Annotated in this window: 5 protein-coding genes; 2 read left to right on the top strand and 3 right to left on the bottom strand. The window is 71.3% G+C overall.

Annotation, left to right across the window (positions count from 1 at the left end):
* Both QM624_RS03175 and QM624_RS03170 read right to left on the bottom strand, forming a co-directional pair.
* On the bottom strand, window positions 1-2114 hold a 2114-nt coding region (locus tag QM624_RS03175; protein ID WP_415088671.1), incomplete at its 3' end, for a copper oxidase.
* A complete protein-coding gene (locus QM624_RS03170) occupies window positions 2111-3229 on the bottom strand; it encodes a hypothetical protein (protein ID WP_415088670.1) in 1119 nt (372 codons plus the stop codon). The genes QM624_RS03170 and QM624_RS03175, both read right to left, overlap by 4 nt.
* Before the next feature lie 43 nt (window positions 3230-3272).
* Here QM624_RS03170 and QM624_RS03165 point away from each other — a divergent pair, with 43 nt between their 5' ends.
* Both QM624_RS03165 and QM624_RS03160 read left to right on the top strand, forming a co-directional pair.
* Window positions 3273-3971: a helix-turn-helix transcriptional regulator gene (locus tag QM624_RS03165; RefSeq protein WP_415088669.1), complete on the top strand. Its 699-nt coding sequence runs from the start codon at window positions 3273-3275 to the stop codon at window positions 3969-3971.
* A 189-nt stretch (window positions 3972-4160) separates the two neighbouring features.
* Window positions 4161-4808: a DUF4203 domain-containing protein gene (locus QM624_RS03160; RefSeq protein ID WP_415088668.1), complete on the top strand. Its 648-nt coding sequence runs from the start codon at window positions 4161-4163 to the stop codon at window positions 4806-4808.
* A gap of 3 nt (window positions 4809-4811) precedes the next feature.
* Here QM624_RS03160 and QM624_RS03155 read toward each other — a convergent pair.
* Window positions 4812-5601, bottom strand: a 790-nt coding sequence (locus tag QM624_RS03155) for an NAD(P)-binding domain-containing protein (protein WP_415088667.1), incomplete at its 5' end; no start/stop codon positions are given.

Genomic DNA, 5601 nt, shown 5'->3' with positions numbered 1-5601 from the left:
TCGAACACGTCGCCGACCCGGCCGTGCAGCGTCGGACCGATCGGACGTCCGTTGTAGGTCCAGCGCCGCTGCCAGATGCCGGGCGCGACCTGTAGCGGCACCTCGGTCATGGTGAGCGTCAACCGGTGGACGCGTTCATCAGTGAGCGGCGACAGCACCGGATCAACCACCTGATCGGACGCCAGGCTCGCCTCGGGCGCCGGGCTCGCCTGGCCATGCTCATGCCCCGGAACGGACGCCGACGGCTGCGCGCCTGGCGCCGAACCCTCGACGATGACGTCGAACACCATGCCCATCTGCCGATGTCCGGCGACCGTGCAATAGCCCTGAACGCCGGCACCGATCACGCCGGCGTCCAGCTCGGTGCGCTTGCCGGGACCGATCCGCGAACTGCGGGCGTCGCCGATCACCACGTCGTGGGTGGTGGTGTCGGCGTTGACCAGGTCGAGCACCAGCCGGTCGCCGGCCCGCACGGTGACGCTGGACGGGGTGAACTTCATGTCGCCCATGGCGACCTCGATGCGCACCACCTTCCCGGTCGGCTGCACCGCGACGGACGCCGTCGGCGCCGGTCCCGCAGCACCGGCAGCGCTCGGGTCGACGCCTACGCCGACGACAACTGCCGTAGCCAGCGCGGTCAAACCGGCGATCAGCTGGCCGGCGGTGAAGATGGTGGGCCGCTCCGGCTCCGGACGCCGCGCGCCCGGCGTCCGTTCGACACCGGACGCCGCAGCCAGCTCACGTCGGGCGGCGATGCTGGCCTTGAGCCCGAGGATCATCAGCGGCAGGAACGCGGCGGCCGCGCCGAGAGCGAGCAGCGACCCGGCCACCTTCACCCAGCTCGGGCTGGGCAGCAGCCACAGCAGCAGCCCGCCGTTGATCGCGATCAGCCGGAACGAGCCGGCCCGGTTGAACCATTGCTGCCCGGCCCGAACGACGCTGGGACCGCCGCCCAGCACCGACGGCAACAGATACGACAGTGCCCCCGACAACACCTGGACGGCGAACCCGGCGCCCAGCACCGCGGCCGGCCAGATGAAGCCCTCGCGCACCGCCGTCCAGTCCGGCGCGGTGGCCAGCAGCCAGCCGGCCCAGCCCAGTCCGATCACCAGCCAGCCCAGTGCGACAGCCACCGAGGCGGAGGCGAACTCGCGCGGCGGCCGGGTCCGGGCCGGACGCCACAAGCCGCGTCCCCACAACCCGATCGCCACCAGGTAGAGACCGACACCGGCGGCGGAAAGCCAGCTCAGCCCGGCCAACGCACCCCCGACGGAGACTGCGATGGCGGCGCCGAACAGCGGCAGCGCCTGCTGCGTCCACCGTTCGGCGACGTCATCCATCCGGGTGCGCAGCATGGTCGGCCACAGGGTGAGCAGGGTGCCGGTCAGGGTCAGTCCGACCCAGCCCAGCACGTTCGCCAGGGCGTGCGCGACCAGCAGCCGACCGTGCCAGGGATCCTCCCACCCCAGCGCCAGCAACACCCCGAAAGTCACGCCGACAAGCAGCGATGCCGCCGCACCCAGGTAGTAGCGGACTGTCACCCGGAACCGGGCCGGCAACGCCCGGCGCATCATTCCCCACAGCACCAGTCCGTGCCAGCCCACCGCGACAGCGACCAGAACCCCACCGGCAAGAGTGAGCGGCCACCAGGTGGTCGGCACCCCGATCAGCACCGCCGCGGCACCGAGGGTGAGCAGCCCGAGCCGCTGGTTGTGCCGGGCCGCTTCGGTCTCGGACGCCGGCGAGCGCAGCAGGGTCTGGGCGAAGTGGAAGCTCCACACCACGATGGCGTGGGTGAGGGCGCCGAGCAGCACCAGGTGCAGCATCAGCCAGTTCGCATCGGGTAGCCAGCGATGGGAAACGGCGATCACGACGGCCGCCGCGAGCCAGCCGATCAGCGGTAGGTCGCGCAGCCGTGAGCGCCGGCGTCCGACCGGGCGTCCGGTGATTGCGCCGCGGCCCCCCGGCCCACCGCGCTGTTGATCACCGGGCCCGGCCGGACGACCGTGTCCCTTCCCCCCGTCCGGCGACGGCCCCCCACCGCCGGACATCTTTGGTGCCCCGGGGCCGAGTTCGCTCGGCTCGCCGGGACCGGTTCCGTTCGCGTCGTTCATCGCCGCACCACCAGGGTGATCGCGGTGGCCATGAAGACGAGCAGGGCAAGCACGGTCACCACACCGCCGACCTGCCAGGCGACGTCCCACCCGCCGAGTGCGCCGGCGAAGCGCAGCACCAGGCCGACGTGCAGCAACCCGAGCGGCAGCCACAGCACCGGGCGGTACGGCAACGCCCGCCCCAGCACGGCCGGCAGGATCACCGGTACGTGCGCCATCACCATCGACAGCGCAAAGCCGAGGAAGACGCCGTGCACCACCACGTCGTAGCTGGCCCGCCCCGTACTCAAGCCGGACCAAGTCAGAACCGCACCCGCCAGGGCCAGATTCAGATAGCCCGCCAGCAGCGCGACCGCCAGGTACCGGTGCTGGCCGGAGAGCCGCAGCTGCCGCCGCACCACGTCGTGGGCCAGCAGCCACGCCGCGATCGCTAGCAGCGCGACACCCACCAACCGCGGACCGATCGCGGGCAGTGTCAATGCCGCCAGGATCGCCAGCGTGAGCGCACCGGCCAGGCCGAGCAGCTCGGAATCCGCGCGGGGACCCATCGCCAGCTGGGCGAGTTCGGCCCGCTCGGCGGCGATGGTGAGCACCACGAAACCGGCCAGCCAGGGCAGCGCGACGGTGACGTCGACGAGGGCGGCGACCACCGCCCCGCCCAGCGCCAACACCGCCGAGAGCACCTGGATGGCGACCAACGGCCACGGCGCTCGCCGCCACAAGGCCAGATAGATCGCGACGAACAGCACCCCGGCCTCGATCAGCAGCAGCTGTCCGAGCAGCAGCGGTGCGGGGCTGAGCAGCGCCAGCCCGCCCGCCCCGTACAGCGCCGGCGCCAGATAGCCCCACGCCCGTCCCAGCGACTGCGCGCGTTCCAGCGAGATCAGCGTGCCGAGGAAGCCGAGCACCATGACCAGGCCGTGCACATCGCCGGCCCGGTCCGAGGTCACCGGGGCCCACACCTCGAGCCGGATCAGACCCGCGTTCAGCCCGCTGACCAGACACACCCCGCCGAGGATCATCAGCAGCAACCGCCCGCGGGCACTGCCACGGCGTCCGGACGGCGCAGCGGCCCGCGGACGGGGCGGAGCGGTGTGGGACACAGATCCTCGCATTTTCTCCATGTTTATATGGAAAAAGTAGCACTAGGATGCTGACATGAGCACATCGGCGCCGATCCCGGACGGCGACCAACCGACGGCCACGGATCCCGCCCAAGCCGCGCCGTCCACCGCTGGGCTGGGCCCGCAGCCGGCTCGCACCGATCGTCCGCGCGACGCGGCGCTGCGGGTGCTGCGCAGCCTCGCCGCCGCCGAGGAGCCGGTCACTATCACCGCCCTGACCACCGAACTGGGCGGCCATCCCAATAGCGTCCGGATGCACCTGGAACACCTGGTCAGCGAGGGTTTCGCGGTCGAAGAGCCGGCACCGACCGGCGGCCGCGGACGTCCACCTCGGGCCTACCGGGCCACCATCGCCGGCCTTCAGGTCGCCGGCCAGGACGACACCTGGGACGGCAGTTCGGCGCTCGTCGCGGCGCTGGCCGAGCAGTTCGCCACCGGTCCCGAACCGGTGGCCGCCGCCCGGGAACTCGGCAGGCGCTGGGGTCGCCGGTTGCGGCAGGCGGACGCCGGGCTGCTCGCCACGCTGGCCGCGCAGGGCTTCACACCGCAGCTCAGTGACGACGGCATCGAACTGCGCACCTGTCCCCTGCTGGCGACCGCCCGGCAGCTTCCCGCGGTGGTCTGCAGCATCCACCAGGGCCTGATCGACGAGTTGTCGGACGACCCGCTCCGGCTCATCCCTTTCGCCCGCCCGGGCGCCTGCGTGCTGCGCCCCGTCCCGGACTCTCGCTAGGGGAAACGCTGATCATTCACGTCATCTCGGGCTCCGACCCGGGATCTCAAGATCTCAACTGGGAGAGATCCCGGATCAAGTCCGGGATGACGAGGGGGCTGACGACAACCTCAGAGGGCAGTTGTGTGGCCCGGTCATGATGGAATCCGTTGGTTTACAGCGCGCGGGGCGCGGGAGGGGTTACTGATCATGGACGTCATCGTCGTGGGCATCATCACCGTCCTCATCGGAGCGCTGCTGTGCTTCCGGGGGTATGTGACGATGCGCCTGGTCATCAGCCTGTTCGGCGCGTTCGCCGGGTTCATGCTGGGCTTCGGCCTGTTCGCAGGCAACTCCAGCGGCGTCGGACAGGTCGCTCTCAGCTGGCTGGCCGGGGCCGTCGGCGCGGTGCTCTTCGGGCTACTGGCCTACTTCTCCTACCAACTGGCCGTGATCATCGGGATGGCCGCCATCGGCTTCACCCTCGGCACCAGCGTGATGGCGATGGTCAGTTCGGCGTCCTCGTTCCTCACCCTGACCGTCGGCGTCATCGCGGGCGTTCTGCTCGCGATCCTGGCCGTGACCACGAACCTGCCCGCCGTCCTGCTGGTGGTGCTGACCGCACTGGCCGGCGCGAGCGTCGCCACCTCGGGGGTGGCGATGCTGGTCGGCGCGATGACTCTGGATCGGCTGACCGGCCAGGGCTTCACCGAGCTGCCCGGTGGCATCGGCTGGACGGTGCTGTACATCGCGCTCGCCGTCCTGGGTCTGATCAGCCAGTTGCGAGCGGTCTCCGGCCGCCATCGTTCGATGCGTCAGCAGTGGGGCTCGTCGCGCCTGGTCGCCCCGGCGCACTGAGGTTCAGCCGAGCCGGGCGTTGATCCGGCGGACGGCTTCTCGTCCGGCGCGGTTGGCGCCGACGGTGGACTGCGACGGGCCGAACCCGATCAGCTGGATCCGCGGATCGGCGACCACTTCGGTGCCGCGGACGGCGATGCCGCCGCGCGAATTGCGTAGTCGCAGCGGGTCCAGGTGGTGCAGGTCGGGCCGGAACCCGGTCGCCCACAGGATGACGTCAACCGGGGTGAAGCTGCCGTCGCCCTCGCGGACGCCGTCCGGCTCGATCGCGGTGAACATCGGACGCCGGTTCAGCACCCCACGCTCGCGGGCCGCGACCGCGTAGGGCAACCAGGGCAGGCCCGTGTAGGAGACGACGCTGCCGGTCGGGTTGCCGGCCTCGGCGTCGGCGGTGACCTTGGCGATGATCGCGCGGCCTTCCATCTCGGGACGGAACTCGCCGTCGCGGAACACCGGTTCGCGGCGGGTATACCAGTACACGCTCGCCGCGCGGGAGATCTCCTCGAGTTGCTGGATGGCCGAGATGCCACCGCCGACGATGGCCACCCGCTGCCCCGCGAACTCGTCGGCGTCGAGGTAGTCGCGGGTATGCAACTGCCGTCCGCGGAAACTGGCCTGCCCCGGGTAGGACGGCAGCACCGGGTTGGTCCAGGTGCCGGTGGCGTTGATGAGCGCCCGGACGCGCCACCGGCCCGCACTGCTGTCGACCAGCAGGTCGCCCTCGGGGTCGGCGTCCGCGCGAGTCACCGCACCCACCGTGACCGGACGCAGGATCGGTAGCGCCAGCTTCTGT

Source organism: Micropruina sp., from assembly GCF_047606365.1.
Lineage (GTDB): Bacteria > Actinomycetota > Actinomycetes > Propionibacteriales > Propionibacteriaceae > Micropruina.
Note: the sequence above shows the minus strand (reverse complement) of the source record. Positions and strands in the feature narration are given on the sequence as shown.